This is a genomic window from Mesorhizobium sp. M1338, from assembly GCF_040318045.1.
Lineage (GTDB): Bacteria > Pseudomonadota > Alphaproteobacteria > Rhizobiales > Rhizobiaceae > Mesorhizobium.
In genome coordinates, this window is the sequence record NZ_JAMYLL010000039.1 from 19,056 (window position 1) to 41,354 (window position 22,299).

The 22,299-nt window shown below is 61.5% G+C and carries 29 protein-coding genes; 17 read left to right on the top strand and 12 right to left on the bottom strand.

Annotated elements, in window-relative coordinates:
- Positions 1 to 29: 29 nt before the first annotated feature.
- Both NKH19_RS25360 and NKH19_RS25365 read right to left on the bottom strand, forming a co-directional pair.
- Positions 30 to 227, bottom strand: coding sequence for a hypothetical protein (locus tag NKH19_RS25360; protein WP_352872236.1), 198 nt, complete (start codon positions 225 to 227; stop codon positions 30 to 32).
- Complete coding sequence (locus tag NKH19_RS25365) at positions 224 to 541, bottom strand: hypothetical protein (RefSeq protein WP_352872238.1); 318 nt, start codon at positions 539 to 541, stop codon at positions 224 to 226. Before NKH19_RS25365 ends, NKH19_RS25360 begins: the two co-directional genes overlap by 4 nt.
- A gap of 217 nt (positions 542 to 758) precedes the next feature.
- Between NKH19_RS25365 and NKH19_RS25370 the strand changes: the two genes are divergently transcribed.
- From NKH19_RS25370 to NKH19_RS25390, 5 genes are all read left to right on the top strand, one after another.
- A complete protein-coding gene (locus tag NKH19_RS25370; RefSeq protein WP_352872241.1) occupies positions 759 to 923 on the top strand; it encodes a hypothetical protein in 165 nt (54 codons plus the stop codon).
- 204 nt (positions 924 to 1,127) lie between these two features.
- A complete protein-coding gene (locus NKH19_RS25375; protein WP_352872243.1) occupies positions 1,128 to 1,376 on the top strand; it encodes a hypothetical protein in 249 nt (82 codons plus the stop codon).
- Positions 1,376 to 1,579, top strand: a complete 204-nt coding sequence (locus NKH19_RS25380; protein WP_352872244.1) for a hypothetical protein — start codon at positions 1,376 to 1,378, stop codon at positions 1,577 to 1,579. Before NKH19_RS25375 ends, NKH19_RS25380 begins: the two co-directional genes overlap by 1 nt.
- On the top strand, positions 1,573 to 1,707 hold the full coding sequence (locus NKH19_RS25385) for a hypothetical protein (RefSeq protein ID WP_352872245.1): 135 nt from the start codon (positions 1,573 to 1,575) through the stop codon (positions 1,705 to 1,707). Before NKH19_RS25380 ends, NKH19_RS25385 begins: the two co-directional genes overlap by 7 nt.
- A gap of 57 nt (positions 1,708 to 1,764) precedes the next feature.
- Positions 1,765 to 2,148 carry a hypothetical protein gene (locus tag NKH19_RS25390; RefSeq protein ID WP_352872247.1) on the top strand — a complete coding sequence of 128 codons (384 nt, stop codon included), beginning with the start codon at positions 1,765 to 1,767 and terminating at the stop codon, positions 2,146 to 2,148.
- 210 nt (positions 2,149 to 2,358) lie between these two features.
- Here NKH19_RS25390 and NKH19_RS25395 read toward each other — a convergent pair whose 3' ends face one another.
- The gene (locus NKH19_RS25395; protein ID WP_352872248.1) at positions 2,359 to 2,607 is read right to left on the bottom strand and encodes a hypothetical protein; all 249 of its coding nucleotides are present in this window, start codon (positions 2,605 to 2,607) and stop codon (positions 2,359 to 2,361) included.
- A gap of 384 nt (positions 2,608 to 2,991) precedes the next feature.
- Between NKH19_RS25395 and NKH19_RS25400 the strand changes: the two genes are divergently transcribed.
- The 3 genes from NKH19_RS25400 to NKH19_RS25410 all read left to right on the top strand — a co-directional run bounded on the left by NKH19_RS25400 (position 2,992) and on the right by NKH19_RS25410 (position 3,989).
- Entirely contained in the window at positions 2,992 to 3,294 is a 303-nt protein-coding gene (locus NKH19_RS25400; protein WP_352872250.1) for a DUF1330 domain-containing protein, read from the top strand.
- Positions 3,295 to 3,389: 95 nt separating this feature from the next.
- Positions 3,390 to 3,608 (top strand): hypothetical protein, encoded by a 219-nt coding sequence (locus NKH19_RS25405; RefSeq protein WP_352872252.1) that lies wholly within the window; start codon positions 3,390 to 3,392, stop codon positions 3,606 to 3,608.
- Positions 3,609 to 3,746: 138 nt separating this feature from the next.
- On the top strand, positions 3,747 to 3,989 hold the full coding sequence (locus tag NKH19_RS25410) for a hypothetical protein (protein WP_352872254.1): 243 nt from the start codon (positions 3,747 to 3,749) through the stop codon (positions 3,987 to 3,989).
- A gap of 216 nt (positions 3,990 to 4,205) precedes the next feature.
- Here NKH19_RS25410 and NKH19_RS25415 read toward each other — a convergent pair whose 3' ends face one another.
- Positions 4,206 to 5,123, bottom strand: coding sequence for a LysR family transcriptional regulator (locus NKH19_RS25415; RefSeq protein ID WP_352872255.1), 918 nt, complete (start codon positions 5,121 to 5,123; stop codon positions 4,206 to 4,208).
- 297 nt (positions 5,124 to 5,420) lie between these two features.
- On the opposite strand from NKH19_RS25415, the gene NKH19_RS33610 reads away from it, so the two are divergent.
- Genes NKH19_RS33610 through NKH19_RS25430 form a run of 3 tightly spaced genes read left to right on the top strand, consistent with a single transcriptional unit; the run spans position 5,421 to position 7,234 of the window.
- Positions 5,421 to 5,792 carry a GlcG/HbpS family heme-binding protein gene (locus tag NKH19_RS33610; protein WP_502911024.1) on the top strand — a complete coding sequence of 124 codons (372 nt, stop codon included), beginning with the start codon at positions 5,421 to 5,423 and terminating at the stop codon, positions 5,790 to 5,792.
- Positions 5,793 to 5,814: 22 nt separating this feature from the next.
- Positions 5,815 to 6,711, top strand: a complete 897-nt coding sequence (locus NKH19_RS25425; protein ID WP_352872258.1) for an MBL fold metallo-hydrolase — start codon at positions 5,815 to 5,817, stop codon at positions 6,709 to 6,711.
- Position 6,712: 1 nt separating this feature from the next.
- Positions 6,713 to 7,234, top strand: coding sequence for a nuclear transport factor 2 family protein (locus tag NKH19_RS25430; protein WP_352872260.1), 522 nt, complete (start codon positions 6,713 to 6,715; stop codon positions 7,232 to 7,234).
- Here NKH19_RS25430 and NKH19_RS25435 read toward each other — a convergent pair.
- The 8 genes from NKH19_RS25435 to NKH19_RS25470 are packed head-to-tail and all read right to left on the bottom strand — an operon-like array spanning position 7,227 to position 17,188.
- Entirely contained in the window at positions 7,227 to 9,107 is a 1,881-nt protein-coding gene (locus NKH19_RS25435) for a CocE/NonD family hydrolase (RefSeq protein WP_352872262.1), read from the bottom strand. The two genes, NKH19_RS25430 and NKH19_RS25435, sit on opposite strands and share 8 nt — an antisense overlap.
- A gap of 18 nt (positions 9,108 to 9,125) precedes the next feature.
- Positions 9,126 to 10,181: an ABC transporter ATP-binding protein gene (locus NKH19_RS25440; protein WP_352872263.1), complete on the bottom strand. Its 1,056-nt coding sequence runs from the start codon at positions 10,179 to 10,181 to the stop codon at positions 9,126 to 9,128.
- Positions 10,178 to 11,140 carry an ABC transporter ATP-binding protein gene (locus tag NKH19_RS25445; protein WP_352872265.1) on the bottom strand — a complete coding sequence of 321 codons (963 nt, stop codon included), beginning with the start codon at positions 11,138 to 11,140 and terminating at the stop codon, positions 10,178 to 10,180. Before NKH19_RS25445 ends, NKH19_RS25440 begins: the two co-directional genes overlap by 4 nt.
- Positions 11,137 to 12,060, bottom strand: a complete 924-nt coding sequence (locus NKH19_RS25450) for an ABC transporter permease (protein WP_352872267.1) — start codon at positions 12,058 to 12,060, stop codon at positions 11,137 to 11,139. The genes NKH19_RS25445 and NKH19_RS25450 overlap by 4 nt, the downstream gene beginning before the upstream one ends.
- 1 nt (position 12,061) lies before the next feature.
- Complete coding sequence (locus NKH19_RS25455) at positions 12,062 to 13,039, bottom strand: ABC transporter permease (RefSeq protein WP_352872268.1); 978 nt, start codon at positions 13,037 to 13,039, stop codon at positions 12,062 to 12,064.
- A gap of 58 nt (positions 13,040 to 13,097) precedes the next feature.
- Complete coding sequence (gene ggt, locus NKH19_RS25460) at positions 13,098 to 14,711, bottom strand: gamma-glutamyltransferase (RefSeq protein WP_352872270.1); 1,614 nt, start codon at positions 14,709 to 14,711, stop codon at positions 13,098 to 13,100.
- Complete coding sequence (locus NKH19_RS25465; protein ID WP_352872272.1) at positions 14,708 to 15,565, bottom strand: alpha/beta hydrolase; 858 nt, start codon at positions 15,563 to 15,565, stop codon at positions 14,708 to 14,710. Before NKH19_RS25465 ends, ggt begins: the two co-directional genes overlap by 4 nt.
- 12 nt (positions 15,566 to 15,577) lie before the next feature.
- Positions 15,578 to 17,188 (bottom strand): ABC transporter substrate-binding protein, encoded by a 1,611-nt coding sequence (locus tag NKH19_RS25470; RefSeq protein ID WP_352872274.1) that lies wholly within the window; start codon positions 17,186 to 17,188, stop codon positions 15,578 to 15,580.
- A gap of 233 nt (positions 17,189 to 17,421) precedes the next feature.
- Here NKH19_RS25470 and NKH19_RS25475 point away from each other — a divergent pair, with 233 nt between their 5' ends.
- The 6 genes from NKH19_RS25475 to NKH19_RS25500 all read left to right on the top strand — a co-directional run bounded on the left by NKH19_RS25475 (position 17,422) and on the right by NKH19_RS25500 (position 22,266).
- Positions 17,422 to 18,204 carry an IclR family transcriptional regulator gene (locus NKH19_RS25475; protein ID WP_352872276.1) on the top strand — a complete coding sequence of 261 codons (783 nt, stop codon included), beginning with the start codon at positions 17,422 to 17,424 and terminating at the stop codon, positions 18,202 to 18,204.
- A gap of 247 nt (positions 18,205 to 18,451) precedes the next feature.
- A complete protein-coding gene (locus tag NKH19_RS25480; protein WP_352872278.1) occupies positions 18,452 to 18,634 on the top strand; it encodes a hypothetical protein in 183 nt (60 codons plus the stop codon).
- An 80-nt stretch (positions 18,635 to 18,714) separates the two neighbouring features.
- On the top strand, positions 18,715 to 19,011 hold the full coding sequence (locus NKH19_RS25485; protein WP_352872280.1) for an FAD/NAD(P)-binding protein: 297 nt from the start codon (positions 18,715 to 18,717) through the stop codon (positions 19,009 to 19,011).
- Between the two features lie 504 nt (positions 19,012 to 19,515).
- Positions 19,516 to 20,466: a sulfonate ABC transporter substrate-binding protein gene (locus NKH19_RS25490; protein WP_352872282.1), complete on the top strand. Its 951-nt coding sequence runs from the start codon at positions 19,516 to 19,518 to the stop codon at positions 20,464 to 20,466.
- 148 nt (positions 20,467 to 20,614) lie between these two features.
- On the top strand, positions 20,615 to 21,430 hold the full coding sequence (gene ssuC / locus NKH19_RS25495) for an aliphatic sulfonate ABC transporter permease SsuC (protein WP_502911025.1): 816 nt from the start codon (positions 20,615 to 20,617) through the stop codon (positions 21,428 to 21,430).
- A gap of 140 nt (positions 21,431 to 21,570) precedes the next feature.
- Positions 21,571 to 22,266, top strand: a complete 696-nt coding sequence (locus NKH19_RS25500) for an ATP-binding cassette domain-containing protein (protein WP_502911026.1) — start codon at positions 21,571 to 21,573, stop codon at positions 22,264 to 22,266.
- Positions 22,267 to 22,299 lie beyond the last annotated feature (33 nt).

Sequence of the window (22,299 nt, forward strand, 5' to 3'; positions counted from 1 at the left end):
CAGCGGGCCAAATGCGACGGTCGCGTATGTCAGCGGTTGTGCTTCGTTACCAGGACGTAACCGCAGCGCTGGTTGACGTCGATCCGATAGCTGTCACCGTGAAGGCTCTGCATTTTCTCCATGATGATGCGGGCCAGCACTTCGACCTCTTCCACCGTTGATCTCGCCTGCGTCTCGGCATCGGTCGCTATGCGGTTGAAGACACCAAGGCTGTCACGGTTGGTCATAGCGACACCAGCACTTCCTGCGACTTCATATCTTCGGGCCACATGACGCTTTCGCCGTAGGTGTCCGGGCATGGTTCGGCGTCGCCGTCGTTCGCGTTGTCTAGCTCCAGATCATCGAGACAGCCAAGAGAAGGCTCATCGTCTGCGGTTTCCTCCAGATCGCAATCGGCCTCCATGAGATCCAGTACCGTTATCAGGCTCATGGCGCGGTCTAGGAGGTCGTTGAGCCGCTTCTCGACAGACTGGCGCCATTCACGCGGGTTCATACCTCTCGGCATCCCAAAGGGCTTCAGTGCCGACAGATGTGCGCTCATGGCTTTGCCCTGGCCAGCCATAGACGTTTGGTTTCTGCATTGTTGCCGGGAGCTGCGGCCCACTCGTCCATGGCCTCAGATAAACCGCTGGAAAGGCGCCTGATGCGATCCTCGATGGTTTCCGTCGCCGCAGTTGCCCCTGCACCGCCAGCGGCAAGGCGCCGGCTATGGTAATCGTCAACTAGCATCTGCTAACAATCGCATACAAGAGGACTGCATGGCACGGACTGCGGCACTGGGACTTCGGATCGAGCCCGTCGTGAAAGAGGCTCTGGAGAACGCCGCCAAGGCGGACAGGCGTACGGTCGCTGCCTATGTCGAAAAACTGATCGTCGATGACTTGGAGGCCAAGGGCTTTCTGTCGAAAGGTGCCGCAGAGTAACGCGCGCCCTATTGCTTCCGCAACTTTGCCCGCACGACGTCGGCGCGGCCCATTGGCTGAAATCGTCAAGCCGCTCCCTTTTGGGGAGCCCGCTTGCGCGCGCACACTACTTGCGCAATGCTGACGGCGGGGGAAACAAAGGGAGGGGTTTTTACTATGCCGCACATAGAACGCGTAGAGACTAGGAAGCGCGGGTTCTTCGGAATGATCTTCTGGTGGATGTTCCTTGCCTTCAATGCCCTGATGGGGCTGTGGATCTTTGCCGGCATAAAGGGGGCGAGCGAACAATATCAGGCGACCACCGACGCCGCATCTCACGTCGGCACCGCGATCGGCGGCACCATTGCCGTCGGCGTCTTGCTTTGGATCTGGGTGTTCGGCGATATCATTCTCGTGTTGCTAGTACTGTTGTCGCGAGGCAAGAAAGAAACGATCGAGCGGACCGTCAACTGATGCGCAAGCCGATCACCATTGACCAATTCGACGCGCTTGAAGTCGACGACATTGACGGCCGGCTCTATTGGATGGGCAAGGGCGTTGTGCTTGAACGCAAGCTGACCCTTGATTGGTATCAGACGTTTCTCGCCACCATCGCTGCTTTCGGTGCGCTGCTCGCAGGCATCTATCCTTTCGGCACAGCGTGGGGCTGGTGGTAGCGCTCTACATCGCCGCCATCACCGCATCGGTGCTTGCCGGCGCCGTCTGGCGCTACCGGCAGCGGGATTTGCTGGGCATGGCCGCTTGCCTGCTGATGGCCGGAATGGGCGCCTACCTGCTGTTCTAGCACTTCTTAAGATTGCGGAAGGGCGGCGGCATAGACAGCGGCGGCTAGTTGGAGACGATGGCAAAAGAAGAGTTCCAGGCAAACTGGCGTGGTGCACGCAAATATCAATTTGACGAGGAAACGCGTCGGAAGCAGGCCGCGCTCGATCGTAAGTTTCCCGATCCTGAGCCTGCCCACCTGCCGCAGCCAAACGAGCCCGTCTCGAATTATTCCGAAGCAGCAGCGGACCTCCCAAAGTCGCGACCGGGACGGCGCGGGCTCGTCATCGCCACGATGCTTCTGCTATTCGCGATCGTTGCCTCGATCGCGGGCTACGTCACAATTGTTGCTTACCAAAGACAACAGATTGCGCAGGCAACGAACCCGCAGCCTCAGGCCAGCACCGCAAATCCATCCCTTCCCTTGAAGGTGCTCCTCCCACCCAGCAGGCCCCGAGACTAGCGCCGTGGTGCGCCAGTACGGTTTGTCGAAGACGCTCACGACATAAGTGTGGCCGGCTGGTCGATCTCGCATCTCCTGCACAATTGAAGCCCGCGCCACTTGCGGGAGGCGCGGGCCGATCGGGAGCCGGTGAAGATCCCAATCATCAGCAGCAATGGGGTGAGCATCGTCTGCCATAGCACAAATTAGTTAGAGATCGCTAATGTTCCGTCAAGCCGGTTTGGTCGGCGCTGGCCGCACCGGTCCTGTGGTGTTCCATTGTATGAACGGCGCATTCTTGCCGGTGATGTCCTTGACCGTCTTCAGCAGCGCCTCATGCGTGTTGTGCAGCGCCCGGTAATGCTCGCTCATAGGCGATAGAAGCGGCTTCACGATGCTCTTGTGCAGCGCTTCCGCTGCCACCAGAAAGCACTCGATTTCAGCCTGTGAGAGGTGTTTGGATGGTTTGGTCCTGGCCATAGTAGCGATCTCCGTTGAAGGGTTTCGCCGCAACTAGAGGATTATATTCCTGATCTCGGGCTAGCCGGCAAGTCGGCCCTTACGGTTCTTCACTGAAATCTTGCTGCGAGGCGTGCCGCAAATCTTCCTCGCCGCGTGCGCTTCACGCGTCGACATTGACGCATCGCGTCGCCGACCGCTTCATCCCCTTCGGTGAGGTCCGGAATGCTGCGTTCGCTCGTCACCTGAAGAGAACAGGAGAGCGGCGCCAACCGCGCACTCGGCTAGCATAAATATGCATTCGTGCTAATGTAAGCGAAACGTGAAAACGCCATGCGCGGCTGGCATCCTAGGGCTAAGCTGGGAGCGCGCAAGGTTCGCCCCTGCTAGAGTGAGGGAGCACAAATGGCGGCCTATTTGATCGCGGATGTAGACATAAAAGACGCTGCCGAGTTCGAGGAATACCGGCGGGATGTGCCTGCCACCGAAGAGCGTTACGGTGGTCGATACCTGGGTCGTGGCGGTGCGACTAAGGTTTTGGAAGGCGATTGGGAGCCACACCGTTTGGTTATTATCGAATTCCCCGACATGGCGTCATTGATGGGCTGGTATAATTCGCCGGAATACGCCCGCCTTATCGAAATTCGCAAGCGTTGCGCCAACACCAGGATCATTGCGCTTGAGGGGGTCGCAACACCCAATGTATGACGATGTCGTGGTTTCACTCTCGCCGTCATCAGACACAAGCCGGTCGTCTTTAGTGCTCACCTGGCGCGATTGCTGTTTTTTGGGAAGGCGCGCAAATGACCGACGATATCTATAAGCAGGCCTACCGCGAGGGCGGAGTCGAAGCTGTCAATGCACTTCTGAAAGAGCTATTTCCCGACATGTCGGAGCGGGTCCGGGCAACCGAGGCCATGGAGAAAACAGGGTTTTGGGAGATCGACTGGGACTACAGCTCCAGAAATTCGGATGGGCGCGATCTGGGGCGGGTGAAGGCATATCTAGGCTATAACGACTAGACCATCTTCACCGTCGATCGATCAGGCTTCCAACCAGGTTGCGCTCCTTGCGATTTGTACGATCTGTACCAAGCCTTGTGGTCGATTTGAGCACTCATATAAATTCGCGATTGTCCTCATATTGCGGGAGGCAATGCGATGGATAGTGACATAGCCAACGGCAAGGGTCATCCTTGCATCGAAGTGGTCGAAGCCTGTGGCGAATGGTTCGTCCGTGTGGTCGAGGAAGATCAGGGACTAACTCGATCATTCGACCTGGAATCGCTCGCCCTAGCCTTCGCGGAAGGCCAGCGAATACGCCTGCAGCTCGACGAGTTCGTCCGGGGCGTGACCGACCAGCGCATCACCGGCGGGCTAGTTCACAGACAGCTCGTCGGTTAGGCCCGGCACCTCGTTGGCGTTGGGTGTCGAGCCGCATGGCCGGGGAGGAGTTCTCGGGCACTTTGTCCCGGCAATCTGAGACCAGATGGGCCGCGCCGATGGGCAAAGCGGGCGTACGCATATCTTACTTTGGCCGAACCAGTGAAGTTTAGAATGAACTCGCCACAGGTCTGCAACGATGAGTCGTTGTCTGCAAAGGGATTCTCCAACAGCTTGCTAGGGCGCGTGTGCCCGACCCTGCGGACCTGAACCCGTCTGCCGCTCAGCCGCCATGAGCATCTCGACGAAACTGGTTACCTTGGGTGGCCGGAACCGCGCAGCGGGGTAGACCGTGTAGATGCCTCCGGAGGGCAGCACCCATTCGGGCAAGACGTGGACGAGGCGGCCCGCGGCCAAGTCATCGCTCACCAGGAAATCCGGCAGAACCGACAGGCCACCGCCGGTGCGGACGGCCGACAGCACTGCCGGTGTGGCATTGATCGAGATTGTTGCCTGCATGTGCACGGCGTGATGTTCGAGGTCGCCACGCGAAAATTGCCACAGCAGCGGCTCACGCAGCGCCGTGTTGGCGACGAAGGGCAGCCGGGCAAGACCTTCCGGTTCGGTAGTCGCCATCTGCCCAGCGAAGCCCGCGCCGCATACCAAGAGTTGCCGGAAGGTGCCGATCCGTCGCGCCTGGAGGCTGGAATCGGCAAGCCAGCCGACGCGGATCGCTAAGTCCATCCTGCCGGAAACGAGGTTGATCATCTCGTCATCAAGTTCCAATTCCACGCGACAGGCGGGGTAACGCGCGCTGAAGGCGGTCACCACCGGGACGACCGCACACGTGCCGTAGTCGTTTGGTGCTGCGATCCGCAGCGTGCCGGCCGGCTCGGCGGCGGCCTGCTCAAGCTCGCCAAAGGCATCCTCCGCCTCGCGCAGGATCAGGAGGCAACGGGCATGCAATGCCCGACCCGCCTCTGTCGGTTGGACTCGTCGCGTCGTGCGGATCAGCAGCGTCGTTCCCACATCGCGCTCCAGCCGCGCGACCTGCTGGCTCACAACCGCCTTGGTGATGCCCAGCCGCTCGGCGGCCTGGGTGAAGGAGCCGGCATCGACGACCGCCGCGAAGTACGCCAGCCTATTGAGGTTCATGCATAGCCCAAAGCAGATCGGCTCCAGCCGTATTGTATGGCCATAGCATACATTATGTCTATTTTGTTGGTCTTATCAATCGATGCGCGCGTGGCATATTTTCGCCCATCAAGACGTTCGCTCGCGTTACCCCAGACCAGCACAGGCCGTGAGATGACGACCAAACAAATCCCGTGCGTAGTTCTTGCCCTTTCGGTTCTTCTGACCGGCACACCCGGCTTTGCCCAGAACCTGCCCTATGGCGCTCCCATCAGCATCGAGCTGGCCAAGCAGGCGGCGCAAGCCGCCGCGACGGAGATGCGCAAGCGCAACCTCGACATGACCATTGCCATCGTCGATTCCGGGAGCAACCTTGTCTATCTGGAACGCGGCAACCAGGCCGGCATCGGCACGATCGATGCGGCGATTGGAAAGGCCAAGGCGGCCAACGGGATCAGGTCTCCGACCAAGGCCATCCAGGATCTGATCGTCACTCAAAACCAGATCAGTTTGCTTGGGGTGCCGGGCGCCTTTCCGGTCGAAGGCGGCGTACCGCTGATCGTCGACAACAAGGTCGTCGGAGCGATCGGCGCCAGTGGCGGCATGCTGCCGGATGACGGCGCCGTTGCGAATGCCGGTGCAAAGGCCTGCTTCCCTAGCACCCCGCCATATCTGAAATCCATGCCCTGAAACCAAAATCAAGGAGACATCCATGTTTACCAGGAGAACCATCTTGAAAACGACCCTCGCCGCCGGCGCCGCTGCCGTGTTTGCTCCCGCAGGGCTTGGCCATGCTGCCGCACGACTTTCCTGGAAGCATTTTCCCGCCGGGGAAAACGGCTTCTTCCGGGCCCCTGTTCTGGTCTCCGGAGCCACTGAAGCCGTGCTGATCGACGGCGGCTTCACATTCCCCGATGGCAAGGCCCTGGCCGAGGCGATCAAGGCGACGGGAAAGAAGCTCACCACCATCTATATCAGCCAGTCCGACCCGGACTACTATTTCAGCCTGAAGCCGATCAAGGAGGCTTTCCCCGACGCACGCGTGATCGCTGCCTCCGAGACGGTGACCGCCATCAAGGGCAGTGTCGACAAGAAGCTCGCCGTCTGGGGGCCGCAGCTCAAGGAGAACGGCCCGCAGGCGCTCGCCGATGTCGTCATCCCCGAAGCGTTCGACGACAAGACGCTCACCGTCGATGGCGAGACCATCGAGATCGTCAGCGCCGAAGGCCTCGCCAATCGGCGCTATCTCTTCGTGCCGTCGCTGAACGCGGTGTGCGGCGGCGTCATGATCTTTGGCGGCGTACATGTCTGGACCGCCGACACGCCGACTAAGGAACAGCGTGCGGCATGGATCGCCAATCTCGAAAAGATCGCGGCGCGCAAGCCGGCGATAGTGGTTGCCGGTCATATGACGCCACAGACCCCTACCGACCTCTCGGGCGTTGAGCACACCAAGACCTATCTCATTGCATTCGAGGAAGAACTGGCCAAGGCCAAGGACGCGGCCGCGCTCAAGAGCGCTATGGAAGCCCGCTTCCCCGGCCTCGGCATGGGGGTCGCGCTCGACATCGGCTCCAAGGTTGCCACCGGCGAAATGAAGTGGGGCTGAGATGGGAGCCAATCTCGATCTGATCCGCGCCACCTATGAGGGGGCCTCGGAAGACAACGGACGCAACCTGCTGGCCGCTCTCGCCCCCGACGCGCGGTGGACCGAAGCCGAGGGTTTCCCATACGCCGGGACATATGTCGGCGCGGAAAAGATCATCGCCGGCGTCTTCCGGCGCCTCGCCACGGAATGGATCGGCTATCGCGCCGACGTTCACATCTATCTCGAAGACGGCGACCGTGTCGCCGCCTTCGGGGTCTACTCCGGAACCTACAAGCCAACAGGCAAGCCGATGCACGCCGCCTTTGCCCATCTCTTCGCAGAAGGGCTGACCATCAGCCGCCCACCAAATCCACGTCACGGCTCGTCAAAAACGGCCCGCCCCACGGTTCCCTGGAGGACCGCATTCGAAGACAACATCCGCGCCGCCCGGCAAAATTTCATGACCAGATGCGATCCGGTCAAGGACGTGTCCGGTCGAAGGTTCGACAGTAGCGGTCGCGCCCAAACGCGTGCCGTTAGTTGATGTCAATCTTATCCATGATCAACCGCGAGGGTCGCATCTCATCGAGAAAAACCGTATTGCGCGCCGCCTGACGGCTACGACCGAAGCCAGCTGGTTCACCGGTATTCGGATTGACGTCGAACTTTGGAAAATTGCTCGAGGATATGTCCAGCCGTAGCCGGTGGCCGGCACGAAACAGGTTGGCGGTTGCAAACAGCTCGATGCGAAGCCGCATGATCTCACCTGGCCTCACCAGCTCGGCTCTTTCGAATGAATGCCGGAACCGGCATCGGAAAATCCCGTCGGTCAGGTTCAAGGCAAAGCCCGTCGGATAGTCCGCGCTCGGTGGATGAACGTCGATCAGCTTCGCCGTAAAATCGGTGTCAGGCGCATCGGTCGCCGCCCAGAGCTCCACTGCCACCTTGCCAAGCACGGTCAGATCGTTGACCAGCGGCTCTGTCTCGAACGAAAGGACGTCGAGGCGGGCAGAAAGCGGCAGGCCGAAATTTCGGCAGCCGAAGAACCTCTCGTCCTCCCTCTGGTCGAAGCCGCCGCCAGCGAAGATCGGTTGGCCGCTTGTCAGCGCGCCGCCTATGGTCGGGACTGGATCGGCGGGATCGAAATCATAGCTCAGCGGCGGGTCGTCGGGCGCAGGAAGGGACTTCGAGAGCCTGCCCTCGCGATGCAAGTAGTAGCTTAGCTCCTCCACATTGGGCAGCGGCCATTTTTGAGCCCTGATCCAGCGCCCGCCGTGATCGAGACGGCCCGCTTCATTTTTCGTGCCCTTTCCCCCGCCCATGACAAAAAGACGGATCGGCTCCTTGTCGAGATCGTTCTGCGGCCCACACTTCAGCCAGCGATCGAACCAGCGGCGACGAAACTCCAGCCAGCTTGCTGCCACATTGCCGCCGAGCGGAGCGTTCGGTCCGAAGTCGACGTCGCCGGCAAAGGTCAGATTCCGGTCGCCATGCAAGCCCGGACCCATGATCATGGAGAGCGGCCGTTTGCCATTGCTGGCAAGGCCTGCCAGATTCTCGAACGTCGTCGAGACATAGACGTCGAACCAGCTCGACATCAGGGCGATCGGAATGTCGGGGATGGCGTCGTAGAAGCCCGCCGCATGAATGCCGGCCTGCTTCCAGAAATCGTCGAAGGTCTCGTGCCGCCACTGCTCCAGCAGATAAGCCTCGTAGTCCGGAGCCCAGCGGAGCGGGGAACGGCCCTCCGACCAGGGCATTTTGCCAAACCAGCGATGCAGGTTCTCGGCGTCGATCGCCTTTCGGGCCAACTCGTCGCCGGCGGCAACGGCGCTCTCGCGGGCTTCCCGGTAGGCCCAAGTCGCCTGTTTCAGCTCGAACGCGCCGCCTTGGCGGATGCCGCAGGTGAAGGCGTTCGAGAACCCGCCGGAATCGAGGATCATGGTTGCAAGAGCGGGCGGCGCAAGGCACGCCGCCGCCATTTGGGTATGCGCGGCGTAGGAAAGGCCCATGGTACCGATCCGGCCGTTGCACCAGGGCTGGGCCGCGATCCATGCGAGCGTGTCGTAGCCGTCCGGACCTTCTGAGAGATATTTGACGAACTCTCCTTCCGAGCCGTAGCGGCCGCGGCAGTCCTGATAGATGACGATGTAACCATGGCGCACGAAATGCTCGGCGACTGTCGCGCGATCCATCGGTTCGGTCATGCCGACTTCGAGCTCGGCGCGCGACGCCATCGCCTTGCCATAAGGCGTCCGTTCGATGATGACGGGAGCTGACCGGTCCAGCGCGCGGCCTCCCCTTGCCGGTCGGTAGATGTCGGTCGCCAGTCTTACGCCATCGCGCATCGTCACCATGACGTCGCGGCAGAGGACCATGTCATCGGTCACGGACTGGAGTGCCTGGAGGTCGGTCATCTAAAAATTCCAAGGCGTTCAGGCAGCAGCGTCATTGAGGTGGCATGCGCTCTTGTGTCCGGCAGCAACCACCTTCAGGCGGGGCGCTTCGGTCCGGCAGCGAGGCATCGCGTGCGGGCAGCGCGGGTGGAAATGACATCCGCTCGGCGGCGACAGCGGGCTCGGCAATTCACCGTTGATCGCGGCAAAGCTGCGTTTGGTGGTTTCGATCCGCGGCACCTCGGCGAGAAGCGCCTGCGTGTAGGGGTGGTTGGCCCGTGCAAAGATCTCCTCGGCCGGAGCCTCTTCGACGATGCGGCCGAGATACATGATCGCCACGCGATCGGAGATGTGCTCGACCACCCCGAGATCGTGGCTGATGAACAGGTAGGTAAGGTTCAGCCTCTCGCGCAGGTCCATGAAGAGATTGAGGATTTGCGCCTGGATCGAGACGTCCAGAGCGGCAACGGCCTCATCGCAGACGAGAAATTCCGGCTGCACGGCCAGAGCGCGCGCGATGCCGATCCGCTGGCGCTGACCGCCGCTGAACTGATGCGGAAAGCGGTGCTTCAGCGCCGGATCGAGGCCGGCACGTCGGAACTGTTCATCGACAAAGGTGCCGAGATCGCCCTTGACCAGCCCGTGAACGCGCGGCGCCTCGCCGACGATATCGGCCGCTTTGCGGCGCGGATTGAGCGACGCATAGGGGTTCTGGAATATCATCTGCACGCGCAGTTTGGCTTCACGCCGCTCGGAAGGCGGGAGCGCCCTCATATCCTTGCCGCGCCACGATACCGATCCCCTGGTGGGCGATACGATGCCGGCGACGATCCGCCCGAGGGTGGACTTGCCGCATCCCGATTCGCCGACGAGGCCCAGAACCTCGCCCCTGCGAACGGTGAGGCTGACGCTATCGACCGCCTGCACCCTTGCTGCCGGTTTGGCGAGTTTGAGCGAGATTGCCAGACGGGCGGCGAGGTCTGGCCGCGTGCCGAAGCTGTGGAAAATGTCGTTCAGCTCGATCAGCGGCACCGCCTCGGCAGAACCGGCCGAGGCGCTTTGGACATTTGCCGCAACCGGAGTGGAGGAGATCATATGCGGAGCTCCGGTAAGGGATGAACGCAGCGGTGCTCGCGTGTGCCAGCAGTGAACAGTGGCACCGCCTCGGCACACATCGCCTCGGCACGGGCGCAGCGCGGGGCGAAAGCGCATCCAGTCGGCAGCCGCGCAACACTGGGCGCCATTCCGGGGATCTGCCGAAGCCGCTCGCCGCGCTGGTTGCGGCTGGGAACGGAGTCGATCAGACCGGCGGTATAAGGGTGCAGCGGACGGGCGAGAACGTCCGACACCGGGCCGGATTCGACGATGCGGCCCGCATACATCACGGCGATCCGGTCGGCGAGCCGCGAGACGACGGCGAGATCATGCGTGATCCATATCAGCGACGTGTTGTTCTGCGCCACGAGCTTTTGCATCTCGGCCAGGATCTGCGCCTGGATCGTCACGTCGAGCGCCGTGGTGGGCTCGTCGGCGATGATGAAGTCCGGCCGGTGCAGCAGCGCGATAGCGATGACGACGCGCTGACGCATGCCGCCGGAAAACTGATGGGGATAGGCCTGCAACCGCTCATCCGGGCTCGGAATTCCCACCATACCCAGCGCATCGCGGGCCCGCGCCCTGGCGTCGGCTCGTGAGACATCTTCATGCGCCTGCACCGCTTCGATCATCTGCGTATCGATGCGCAGGACCGGGTTCAGGGTCATCATCGGATCCTGGAAGATCATGGCCATGCGGCGCCCGCGCAGCGCACGCATCTCCTCGCGGCTGGAGCGGGTGATGTCGCGTCCGGCGAACACGATCTGGCCACCGACAATCGTCCCAGGCGGATCAACCAGACCGATGATCGAAAAGCCAGTGACCGACTTGCCCGAGCCGCTTTCGCCGACGAGACCCAGAACCTCGCCGCGCGCGACGCTGAAGGAGACGCCGTCGACGGCTTTTGCCGATCCGAAATGGGTCCGCAGATCGCGAACTTCCAGCAGTGCCCCACTCATGCTCGCCCCCGCGGATTGAGCACGTCGCGAAGCCGATCGCCGACGAGGTTGATCGCCACCACGGTTACCAAAAGCGCCACCCCTGGATAGAAGCTGATCCATGTCATGCCGGAGAGCATGTACTGGTAACCGTTGGAGACCAACAGACCAAGGCTCGGCTCGGTGATCGGCACGCCGAGACCGAGAAAGGACAAGGTCGCCTCCAAGGCGATGGCGCGCGCCACCTGCACCGTCGCGATCACGATCAGCGGCGGCAAGCAGTTCGGCAGCAGATGGACGAACAGGATACGCCATCGCGGAATGGCCAGCGATTCCGCGGCTTCCATGTATTCCTTGCGCCGCTCCGTCAATGCGGTGCCGCGCGCGGCGCGCGCATAGGTCGCCCATTCGACAATCACCAAAGCGAGTACGACGTTGAGCACCCCCTTGCCGAGAAAGGCAAGGATCATCAGGGCGACGAGGATGGACGGGAAGGAGAGTTGCAGGTCGACGATGCGCATGATCACCGTCTCGGTGCGGCCGCCGATATAGGCGGCGAGCAGACCGAGCGAAGCGCCGAACAGCGCTGCGAAGAGCGCTGAACTGACGCCGACACCGAGGGATATGCGCAAGCCGTAGATGATGCCGGAAAGCATATCGCGGCCTTGGTCGTCGGTGCCGAGCCAGTAGGTCATGCCGGCCATCGATTGCGAGCCGGGCGGCAGGCGGCTGTCCATGATATCCAGTTGACTGAGGTCATAGGGGTTCTGCGGCGCTATGAGCGGCGCGAAAAGCGCCAGCAGAACGATCGCCGTCAGCAGCACCAGACCGACGACAGCCATAGGCGAGCGGAAGAATGCCCGCACGAGGAGCCGGAACGGCGGCTCCTCACCTTTTTCAACCTCGGTCGGCAGTGGCGGCGGCAAGGTGTCGATGCTCATCTCACGACCCCTCGCCCTGAAGCCGCACCCGAGGGTCGAGCGCGGTGTAAGTGAGATCGACGACGAGATTGATGATGACGAAGAAGACGACGATTGCCATCAGGTAGGCCGTGATGATGGGGCGATCGAGCACGTTGATGCTGTCGATGATCAGCTTGCCCATTCCGGGCCAACTGAACACACTTTCGGTAACGACCGAGAAGGCGACGATCGAACCGAATTCCAGGCCGACGATGGTCACCACCGGGATCATGATGTTCTTCGAGACATGGACGCCGATGACGCGCGATTCCTTGAGGCCCTTGGCTCGTGCAAACTTGATGTAGTCGAGCGGCAGGACTTCGGCGACACCGGCGCGTGTCAGGCGCAGGATGAGGCAGGCATCGAACAGAGCGAGGTTGACCGCCGGCAGGACCAGATGGGCAAGCCCGTCTTTTGTCAGGAATGCCCACTGGACGCCGAACAGCTCGGCGGTCTGCCCGCGTCCGCCGCTCGGCAGCCATCCGAGCTGCACGCCAAAAAGCATGATCAGCACCAGCCCGACCCAGAAGGTCGGCAGCGAGAAACCAAGAATGCTGACCGTCATGATGATGCGACTAACGATGCCATCCGGCCGCAGCCCGGCATAGAGGCCGAGCGGCACGCCGACGACGGTCGCTATGAGTATCGCCGAAACGGCCAGTTCAAGCGTTGCCGGCAGCCGCTCCAAGATCACCCTGATCGCCGGTTCGTTGTAGACGTAGCTCTGGCCGAGATCGCCATGCAGCGCGGCTTGGAGGAAGCGGAAATATTGCTGCCAAAGCGGCAGGTCGAGGCCAAGGGCCTGGACGACGCGCGCTCGCTCGATCTGGTCGGCGTCAGGCGAGATCAGGATATCGACCGGATCGCCGATGACATTGACCGCGATGAAGACGATGACGGTCATGGCAAACATGACCAATGCGGCCTGGAACAGACGACGCACGATGGCGGCGATCATGACGACCTACCCCAGCTTGCCTGCCGGGAACTGTTGCAGGTCGCGTGTACGAAACGCGTCACGCCGGCACCGCCATAGCCATGCCATCGCGTTGCGGATCGGCGCCGCCGCGACAAACTCCGTCCTCGATCTGGATTCCGTGAAGAGCGGCAAAGGCGTAACTTTGCCAGGAGCGCTTCACCTCGTAGCCCTTGCCCTCGATTTCGTCGGTGACATAGCGTGGAACGCGGTTGGAGACGTCGATCGTGTTCGACACCGCCACGATCCGCGGGGCGGCCACCGCTTCCGGCATGCTCATGCCGAAATCAATGATGTTCATCAGGCCTTGGGCCATCGATGGCGCGATATAGCTGCCGCCCGGCGCTCCCATCACAATTACCGGCCGGTCATCCTTGAAGACAATAGTGGGCGCCGCTGAGCTGGCTCGCCGTTTGCCAGGAGCCAGCGATCCTGCCCTGCCCGGCCTCGGATCGAAGCGGCTCATCGTTCCGTTATACATGAAACCCAAGCCATCGGTGATCGCTCCCGACGGACTGCCCAGCGTGTGGGTCAATGCGACGGCATTCCCTTCCCGGTCAATCACCGAGATATGCGTCGTCTCGCGCGGCGACCGGTCCTCCACTCGCTGGACTTGGGCCCGAACCCCAGCCTTGATCTCGTCGGCCATTTGACCGCAATACTCCCGGGACAAAAGACGCCCGACCGGCACATCGACATAGGCTGGATCGCCGAGGTGTCGATCCTTGTCGTTGGTCATGCGTTTCATCGCTTCTGCCAGTACGATGACATGCTCGGTGCTGCCGTGGCCCAGGGCACCGATGTCAAAATGCTCAAGGGTATGGAGCAGTTGCAGCATGGATATGCCGCTGGCGGGCGGCGGGCTGGTCGCGATGCCGTAGCCGCGATACTCCCCCCAGAGTGGCTCGGCGATAGAGAGCTGATAGTTAGCCAGGTCGTCTTTCTCGATCAGGCCTCCATTCGCGGCCATGTCGGCTGCGATTTCGTCGGCGATCTCGCCCTTGTAGAAGATATCAGGGCCAGCTGCAGCGATGCGCTCCAACGTGTGCGCGAGGTCGGCGTTGACGACGATGTCGCCCGGCAGCTTCACCGTGCCGTCGGCGCGGAAATAAATGGCGCGTCCGGTCTTGCTGAAACCCAGCTTGTCGAGGGTCCGCACTTCGCCGGTATCGACTCCGTCCTGCGCCCAATACCAATGGACATGCGGACGGACCATGAAACCTCGCCTCGCCTGCCCGGCCGCGGGTGCGATGACGTCGGCCCAATCGAAGGTGCCGTATCTCTCCAGCGCCTCGGCGTAACCCTTGACGCTGCCCGGAGTGCAAACGGCGAGATAGCCGACCTCGCTGATGCCGCCTTCCAGCAGAAAAGCGAAACCGTCACGCGATTGGCCGACCAGCAGTTCGCTCCACATATCCGGGGAGGCCTTGAGCGGCGCCCTTGCATAGAACTCAAGCACCTCGTGCACGCCGCGCCGTGGCATATAGACCTGCATCGAGCCAAAGCCCCCAAGGCCGGACATTTGTGGATCCACGACGCCCTGCATGAAAGCGCAGGCAATCGCCGCATCGACGGCGTTGCCGCCGCGCTTGAGCACAAGGGCGCCTGCCTCCACCGCTTCGGGCTGTGGGGCAACGATCATTGCATTCATCACGACGCGTTCCGTCGTTGCTTGAGTTCTTCTGCGAGGAAATCCTGGACGGGATCAAGAACCTCCAATCGGTCGTGCGAGACCCCCGGCAGCAAATCGAAGCGGACGCGCACGCCCACTTGCTCGAACGATTGACACAATGCCCTGAGGCGTTCCGGCCTCGTGCGGCCGGCATCGTTGGCTCCGGGTAGCCAGTGGGGCCCGCCTTCACGATGCGTGATTTCCCAAGTCTCCAGATCAGCGTCGCCGACAATCATCTGGACAGGCACGTTGGCCAGTGCGGCGGCGTTGAAGGTGATACCGAACTTCTCTGGAAGATCGCGAATGCCTACCCACCAGTCCCGGGTCGGGTCGAGCAGGGTCACCGAGCCGGGCGCGCCGATCGAAGCCGCCCACAGCCGATAGGGATGCAGAATGGCGAAACGATGCGTGAAATGCCCGCCGCCGGAAAAGCCGAACATAGCGAAGTGGCTCCAGTCCTGACGGTATTTGACACTGACTTCCTCGACGATGGCGAGCAGCGCCTGATCGTAGCGGATCTCGCCCTCCAGCATGTATTTGTAACCACTGCGGGCACCATCGCCCAGAACGCCCATTGGAAATACCGGGCACAAAATGGCGCAGTCATTCCAGCGCCCGAACTCAGCGAAACCGTCTCGGAAGTCCAGGAAGGAGGTTCGGCCGGTGCCGTGCATGGCAACCAGCAGATCGACCTTGGCGCCGTCTCCGACCGAGCGCGGTACATAGAGACAATAGTGAAAGCGCGGATCTGATTTGGAAGCAAAGATTGCGGTCGCGCCAAGATCATAGATAGCGCGACCGCGATCTGCAACGAACCCAGTGGTAATGCTCGTCAAGTCGACAACTCCTCAGGCAGTCTTGGCGTTCATGGCCAGCGTGTACTGATCGGCCCGCGTCGTGAACTGAATATCCTTGCGGGCAGCCACCACGAGAACCTCGTGGTGCATCGGGATCAGGGCGACATCGTTGAAGACAATCTCGCTAATTTCCGACAGCATCTTTTCGCGCTTGGCATCATCGAGCGTCCGCTTGGCCACGGCGAGCTTGGCATCAACGTCGGGATTGGAGTAGCGGCCCGAATTGGCGATGCCCAGACCAGCGTCGGAATTTTGCGTCGCAATCAGCGCCGTCAGCGGGTTCGAAGTCTCGCCTGTGTTTACGCCCCAAGAATCCAGATTGAAGCTGAACGTATGCGCATCCGCTTTGTCGGCATAAACCGACCAGGGCATGACGTCCACGCTGACCTTCAAGCCGATGCGGGTGAGCATCTGGGCCACCACCTGCACGATCTTGGAGTCGTTGACGATACGATCGTTGGGCCCGTGGATAGTCAGTCGGAAGCCCTCGGGGTAGCCAGCTTCGGCGAGCAGGGCCTTGGCTTTTGCAGTGTCGAATGGAACGGGTTTGATAGCAGCCGAAGTGCCCGGGGCGCCGGCAGGCAGGAACTGCGAAGCGACAATGGCATTGCCCTGCATCAAGCGCTCCACAATGGCGCCGCGGTCGATCGCCATGGACAGCGCCTGCCGCACGCGCAGATCCTTCAGCGGGTTGCGGTCGAGCGGCTTGCCGTCCTTGCCAGTGATGAAGGGCGTGACGTCTCGGAACGTGTCCAGGGAAAAGAAGACGACCCGGCTCGAGACGCCGCGGATGATATGAAAACGTTCGTCCTCTTCGACGCGAGCAACGCCTTCATAGGGCACCTGTTCGACCAGATCGAGATCGCCGGCGAGCAGGTTCGCAAGCCGCGCGCCGGCATCGGTGACGATGCGAAGCTCGACGTCCGGCAAGGCAGGCTTCGGTCCCCAGTAGTTGGGATTGGCGGAAAGCGCGACACGGTTGCCGGAAACATATTCCTTCAGCACATACGGGCCGGTGCCGATCGCCGCGGTGCCGTTGTTGAACTGATCGCTCGCGGTATCCTTGAACTTGGCGCGGATGATGCGAATGCGACTGAGGGAATTGGGCAAAAGCGGCTCCGGCTGCTTGGTTTCGATGAGAAGCTTGCCGGGTTGGGGTGAGGTGATCGACTTGATGTTGCGCGTGTAGGTCCGGAAGGACGCGGTGCTTTCGATTGTGTTGGCCCGGTCGAATGAGACGACGATGTCGTCTACCGTGAGCGGCTCGCCGTCGCTGAAGCGCACGTCCGGCCGCAGGTCGAACTCCCAATGGGTGTCGTCGACCACGCGCCAGGCCGTCGCGAGCCCCGGTCTCGAGACGGATTTTTCGTCATTGGTGACAAGCGTGTCGTAGATGTGGGTGGCAAGCGCGTTGTTCGGCGCGTTGCTCTTCAGATGCGGGTCCAGCGTCGTCGGCGGAGCAGCCATGCCGATCCGCAACTGGCCGCTTGCCGCCGCAGCTTGGGCCATCCCCACTCCCGTCCAGTTGGCGCCTTGCAAGACGGCGGCACTGCCGAGCGCCCATTGCATCAGCGCACGGCGCGATATTGTCCGGTTCTTCATTGGTTTTCTCCGTGTCCACTCTGGATAGTTCCATCGGAGGAGTTCTTTTCCGCTGCCGCTTGCCATCATCGACCCTGTTGGGGGGTTCGCTTACGGTGCCGGCCTCCTTCCTGACAGCGAGTTGAAAAGAAAGCTTCTCCGTTTGTCAACGCAGATAAACCGTTGTTTCACTGGACGAAACGAAATTCCTCATTTAACCTTCGGAATCAGATGTTTTGGGGAGGGAGTGAGAAATGACCGATCAGGCAGACACCCGATACACGGTCGATTCCGTCGATCGCGCGATCAGTTTGTTGCACACTGTGGCCGGCGAGGCAGATCTTGGTGTTTCCGAAATCGCGCGGCGTTCTGGTGACAGCAAGGCACGAGCTTTCCGGCTTTTGCAGACGCTGGTGAAGCGCGGCTTGCTGGCGCGGTCATCGGATGGAAAGGGCTATCGTCTCGGCCTCGCCGCGCTGATGCTCGGCCACGCCGCTAGCGAACAGATGGACCTGATCCGCATTGCAAACCCTGTTCTGGAAGAACTCGGTCAGGAGATCGGCGAAACCACACAACTGCGAATCCGCGATGACCAGGAAAGCCTCTGCGTCGCCAAATGGGAGCCGAAGCGAGATCTTCGCGTCAACGCGATTGTCGGCCGACGGCGCCCACTACATGCTGGTTCGAGTAAGGCATTCCTGGCCCATATGGATGACGAGGAGCGCGAGGCCATTCTTTCCGGCCCCTTGAAGCGCTTCACCAAGAAAACTGTGACCGATCCTCGGCTTCTAAGGGGCGGGCTCGAGCAAATCCGCAAGGCCAAGTTTTTCGTCAGTCGCGGTGAGATCAACGACGATCTGATTTCGATCACCGCGCCTGTGTTCGCTTCGCCTGGCAAGATAGTCGCAGCACTGAACATCGCCGCCCCGGAAAACCGCGTACCAGAAGAACGCATATGCGAACTCGGTGAAATGGTGGCCAAAGCCGCCCAGCGAATTTCTGCCGCTCTCGGTTTCCGCTCACCGGCTATGAAATGATGCAGACGAGCGCCCTCGGCAAAGGCTCGGTTGGGATCGAGAATCTCCTGGCTATGGCGCTCGCCTACTCGCAGGCGGAGGCGGCCCATCCAGGATGCCGCGCGCGTGTTGCGGGCGCTCTGTGTCGAGCGTCTACGCAATCTCGACGCCGCCTAGTAATCACATCTAACTGGAGCGTGTCGGATTTCTCCTTATACCCCCCTCCCGGGTCGCGCCCCGCGCTCGCGAGCCGCACGGAGATCGCTCGTTGATGACGGTCGCCCATCGCCGAAAATGGAATTTGGCCGCCCCCACGGTATCGGCGAGCTCGATTGCAATCATCGGCGGCGGTGCAAGCGGCGTGCTGATGACGACCAGCTTCTGCGCAATCGAGATTCCGACCTTGACATCGTCATCCTCGAAAAGCGGACCTTGCTTGGACGAGGCTTAGCCTATTCAACCGACCTCCCGGATCACCTTCTCAATGTCCGGCCTCGAATATGAGGCCTTCGCCGATGATCCCGACCATTCGTGCATTGGCTGCGGGCTCGCAATATCCAGATCGATGATCCGACGACCTATTTCGCTCCCCGCCGCCTGTATGGCAGATATCTCGGGCAGCTGCTGCATGAGACTTCGAAAGAGAACGGCTCATATGGAAGATTGCGCATAATCGACGAGGAATGCGTCGGAATCGTTGAGCGCGATGAGTATTTGGAGCTGGCCGATGGTTCAAGTGTTGTGACGCAGCGATGCGTTCTGGCGACGGGACACGATCAGAAGGCGAGCCGCAGTCAGTCCTTGCTTGCGCAGTCAGGGGGCAGATGACGCCGCCCTGCCCGATCCAGCCGATCAAGTCCTCATCATCGGCAGCGGCCTCAGCATGGTCGATACATGCCTGTCTCTGATGCTCGCCGGGCACCACGGCCAAATCGTCGCTGCTTCACGTATCCGCAGAGATCGCATTTCAGCAGTGCGCTTACCCGCGGCACCTTTTTCGAGATCGAAGCGATCCCACATCCGCGTTCAATGCCAGCGCCTCGCGACCGCATTGCTCAGCCAGCCTTCGTCGACGTGACGCCAGGTGGCGCCTTCTTGTTCGGGCCACGGGCCGGTGCTTTGTCGGTCCTCTCCTCCAAAGGAAAACCTTTCTCAATAAATTCTATCAGATTAGTAGAATATCCTTTGTGAGGGCTCCTCCCGCCCGTTACGCTCAACGAAATCGGGCATCCCCGACTGCGCTCCTGAATTGCGGGCGCAGAGCACTGCGGCATGCTTCATGCCAGCTGATTTCAAAGTCCTGTACTGACGTTGGGAAGAGGAGTCCGATTGATGAATGCCTTCATAAGCTACCTTGCGAAGCTCGCTCTCGCCGGCACCATTGCGCTGGCCGCCGCCACCGCAACTCATGCGGATGACAAAATCGTCCGAATAGGGTTCCAAAAGTACGGCACACTCATTCTACTGAAGACAAAGGGGCTCCTTGAGGAAAAGCTGAAACCGCAGGGCTACACGGTCGAGTGGACCGAGTTCCCGGCGGGGCCGCAACTGCTTGAGGCGCTCAACATCGGGTCCATTGATTTCGGCACGACTGGCGAAGCGCCGCCTATCTTCGCGCAGGCTGCCGGTGCTCCCCTCGTCTATGTGGGTTATGAACCTCCGGCGCCTGAAGCCGAGGCGATCCTGGTCCCCAAGGATAGCCCGCTCAAGACCGTCGCCGACCTGAAGGGAAAGAAGGTCGCGCTGAACAAAGGCTCGAATGTCCATTACCTTCTCGTCAAGGCGCTGGAGAAAGCCGGGCTGGCCTATTCTGACGTGGAAGTCTCATTTTTGCCGCCTGCCGACGCACGCGCCGCATTCGAGAAGCAGGCTGTCGATGCCTGGGTGATCTGGGAACCATTTCTGGCGGCCGCGGAAGCAGCCACCGGTGCCCGCCAATTGGCGAACGGCAGCGACGTGGTGGACAACCACGAATTCTATCTCGCCTCGCGCGGCTTCGTCGACACTCACCCCGAGGTCGTCGACACCATCGTGGTATCCCTCGGCGAGATCGACACATGGATCAACGCCAATCGCGGCGATGTGGCCGAACAGTTTTCGCCGGCACTCGGCATTCCTGCCGACATTCTCGAAGTCGCAGTCCAGCGGCGCTCCTATGGCGTGAAACCGATCACACCGGACGTGGTGGCCGCGCAGCAGAAGATCGCCGATGTGTTCCATGAACTCGGCCTGATCCCGACCGCGATCTCGATCGCCGATGCCGTGAGGAAGCCACAGTCGTGAACGTCGCCGACGAGCTTTTTCCCGACCGCGTCAACGTGCTGTGGTTCCTGCCGTCTCATGGAGACGGCAGGTACCTCGGCACAGCGACTGACGGGCGTGCCACAGACCTGCCGTATCTGCGCCCGGCGCCGCCAAGGGCATCCTGACCGTGGCTCACCCGACGCAGCTTCGAAACGCAGGCGCAGCGGCACTGCAGATCCTCGCGTCCTGGGCGTTGCCGATCGGCACTGTGGTCGTATGGGAAATTGCTTCGCGCAGCGGAATAATGTCGACCCGCCTGCTGCCAGCTCCGAGCGCGGTGGCCGCCGCTTTTTGGGAAGGCCTGCGCAATGGGACGCTTCTCACCCATGCCGCCATCTCGACGGAACGGGCGCTGAAGGGGCTTGCTATCGGCGGCAGTATCGGTTTCGTCCTCGGCGTTCTGGCCGGAATTTCGCGGCCGGCCGAGACCGTGTTCGACTCGTCGATGCAGATGTTGCGCAACGTGCCGCACCTGGCCATGATTCCCCTCGTCATCCTCTGGTTCGGGATCGGTGAGGAGGCGAAGATCTTTCTGGTGGCGGTCGGGACCGCGTTTCCGATCTACCTGAATACTTTTCACGGCATCCGCACCATCGACGTCAAGCTGATCGAGATGGCGCGCGTCTATGGGCTCGGCCGCCTAGCGCTGTTCTGGCGGGTGATCTTGCCGGGTGCGTTGCCGTCGATTCTTGTCGGCCTGCGCTTCTCGCTCGGCATCATGTGGCTGACGCTGATCGTCGCCGAGACGATCTCGGCCTCCTCGGGCATCGGCTACATGACAATGAATGCGCGGGAATTCCTTCAGACCGACATCGTTGTCCTCGGCATCATCGTCTACGCGCTGCTCGGCAAGCTCGCCGACGCGATCACCCGGCTGATCGAGGCGCGCGCTCTCGCCTGGCATCCGGCGTACCAACCCGCCGCCACCAGGGCAGCACCATGAGAGAAGTTGCAACCGCGCTCCGGCTGCGCGAAGGCGGCCCCACAGTATTCCAGGAAACGGATTCCGTCCTGGTTCGTACCGAGACGCTCCGCGAATTCGCAGAGCGTGGTCTTGAAGAGCGCTCAGCGAACGGAGAAGCCGTGCTGCTCGACGGCTTGTCCAAGTCGTTCGGAGAAAGGCGGGTGCTGTCCGAGTTCGGTCTGAGTATTCCGGCGGGGCAACTGCTGGCGATTGTCGGTCGCTCCGGCTGCGGCAAGTCCACGCTCCTTCGCCTGATCGCCGGCCTCGACCGCCCCACGAGCGGGACCGTCTCGGTCGGCGGCGCGAAGGTCCAATCGCTGCAGTCGAACGTCCGGCTGCTCTTCCAGGACGCGCGGCTTCTCCCTTGGCATCGTGTTCTCGGCAATGTCGGAATCGCACGGGCGAATGGCTGGCGCGAGACCGCCACGGCAGCGCTCGCCGATGTCGGGCTTGCGGACCGGGCAAACGATTGGCCCGCGGTCTTGTCGGGGGGCCAGTGTCAGCGCGTCGCCCTTGCCCGTGCCCTGGTGAGTCGGCCCGGTGTTCTTCTCCTCGATGAGCCGTTCGGGGCTCTTGACGCGTTGACGCGCATGGAGATGCATCGTCTGCTCGAGCGCATCTGGCGCGAGCACGGTTTCACGACGGTTCTCATCACTCACGATGTCGCCGAGGCGGTGGCCCTTGCCGACAGGGTGATTGTCATCCGCGACGGCGCCATAGCGCTCGACAATCCGGTCGATCTCCCTCGCCCTCGACGCGAGGCCGCGGACACGTCGGCCGTCGCCCTGCAAGCGCGAATTCTCGAAGAGGTTTAGGCGCGGCACACCTTCGATCAATGCAGCGCTTCG

Coding starts and splice junctions, on each gene's coding strand:
- NKH19_RS25395 (WP_352872248.1), bottom strand. CDS start 2,607: ATGGCCAGGACCAAACCATCCAAACACCTCTCACAGGCTGAAATCGAG.
- NKH19_RS25415 (WP_352872255.1), bottom strand. CDS start 5,123: ATGAACCTCAATAGGCTGGCGTACTTCGCGGCGGTCGTCGATGCCGGC.
- NKH19_RS25400 (WP_352872250.1), top strand. CDS start 2,992: ATGGCGGCCTATTTGATCGCGGATGTAGACATAAAAGACGCTGCCGAG.
- NKH19_RS25430 (WP_352872260.1), top strand. CDS start 6,713: ATGGGAGCCAATCTCGATCTGATCCGCGCCACCTATGAGGGGGCCTCG.
- NKH19_RS25425 (WP_352872258.1), top strand. CDS start 5,815: ATGTTTACCAGGAGAACCATCTTGAAAACGACCCTCGCCGCCGGCGCC.
- NKH19_RS25445 (WP_352872265.1), bottom strand. CDS start 11,140: ATGAGTGGGGCACTGCTGGAAGTTCGCGATCTGCGGACCCATTTCGGA.
- NKH19_RS33610 (WP_502911024.1), top strand. CDS start 5,421: ATGCGCAAGCGCAACCTCGACATGACCATTGCCATCGTCGATTCCGGG.
- NKH19_RS25380 (WP_352872244.1), top strand. CDS start 1,376: ATGCGCAAGCCGATCACCATTGACCAATTCGACGCGCTTGAAGTCGAC.
- NKH19_RS25490 (WP_352872282.1), top strand. CDS start 19,516: ATGAATGCCTTCATAAGCTACCTTGCGAAGCTCGCTCTCGCCGGCACC.
- NKH19_RS25390 (WP_352872247.1), top strand. CDS start 1,765: ATGGCAAAAGAAGAGTTCCAGGCAAACTGGCGTGGTGCACGCAAATAT.
- NKH19_RS25470 (WP_352872274.1), bottom strand. CDS start 17,188: ATGAAGAACCGGACAATATCGCGCCGTGCGCTGATGCAATGGGCGCTC.
- NKH19_RS25365 (WP_352872238.1), bottom strand. CDS start 541: ATGAGCGCACATCTGTCGGCACTGAAGCCCTTTGGGATGCCGAGAGGT.
- NKH19_RS25375 (WP_352872243.1), top strand. CDS start 1,128: ATGATCTTCTGGTGGATGTTCCTTGCCTTCAATGCCCTGATGGGGCTG.
- NKH19_RS25440 (WP_352872263.1), bottom strand. CDS start 10,181: ATGATCTCCTCCACTCCGGTTGCGGCAAATGTCCAAAGCGCCTCGGCC.
- NKH19_RS25405 (WP_352872252.1), top strand. CDS start 3,390: ATGACCGACGATATCTATAAGCAGGCCTACCGCGAGGGCGGAGTCGAA.
- NKH19_RS25455 (WP_352872268.1), bottom strand. CDS start 13,039: ATGATCGCCGCCATCGTGCGTCGTCTGTTCCAGGCCGCATTGGTCATG.
- NKH19_RS25370 (WP_352872241.1), top strand. CDS start 759: ATGGCACGGACTGCGGCACTGGGACTTCGGATCGAGCCCGTCGTGAAA.
- NKH19_RS25435 (WP_352872262.1), bottom strand. CDS start 9,107: ATGACCGACCTCCAGGCACTCCAGTCCGTGACCGATGACATGGTCCTC.
- NKH19_RS25475 (WP_352872276.1), top strand. CDS start 17,422: ATGACCGATCAGGCAGACACCCGATACACGGTCGATTCCGTCGATCGC.
- NKH19_RS25450 (WP_352872267.1), bottom strand. CDS start 12,060: ATGAGCATCGACACCTTGCCGCCGCCACTGCCGACCGAGGTTGAAAAA.
- NKH19_RS25410 (WP_352872254.1), top strand. CDS start 3,747: ATGGATAGTGACATAGCCAACGGCAAGGGTCATCCTTGCATCGAAGTG.
- NKH19_RS25360 (WP_352872236.1), bottom strand. CDS start 227: ATGACCAACCGTGACAGCCTTGGTGTCTTCAACCGCATAGCGACCGAT.